Source organism: Cupriavidus basilensis OR16 (assembly GCF_000243095.1).
Classification (GTDB): domain Bacteria; phylum Pseudomonadota; class Gammaproteobacteria; order Burkholderiales; family Burkholderiaceae; genus Cupriavidus; species Cupriavidus basilensis_D.
Map to the genome: position 1 here is coordinate 1 of NZ_AHJE01000311.1, position 204 is coordinate 204.

At 60.8% G+C, this 204-nt stretch carries 1 protein-coding gene; it reads left to right on the plus strand.

Going from position 1 to position 204, the window contains the following annotated elements; translation table 11 throughout:
- Positions 1-204: porin (locus tag OR16_RS38875; RefSeq protein ID WP_043423149.1), on the plus strand; the 204-nt coding region annotated here is incomplete at both ends.

Genomic DNA, 204 nt, shown 5'->3' on the forward strand with positions numbered 1-204 from the left:
CTGGATACCGGCACGTCGCAGCAGGGCGGCCGCCTGTTCGGTCGCCAAGCCTATGTGGGCATGCAAAGCTCGCAGCTTGGCCAACTGACTTTTGGCCGTCAGTACACTTCGATGTTCGAAGGCCTCGCAAACTTCGTACCCGCAGCCTTTGCCACCCAGTATGAACCGATCGTGATGCTGACCGGCGCGAACTTCCGCGAGGAC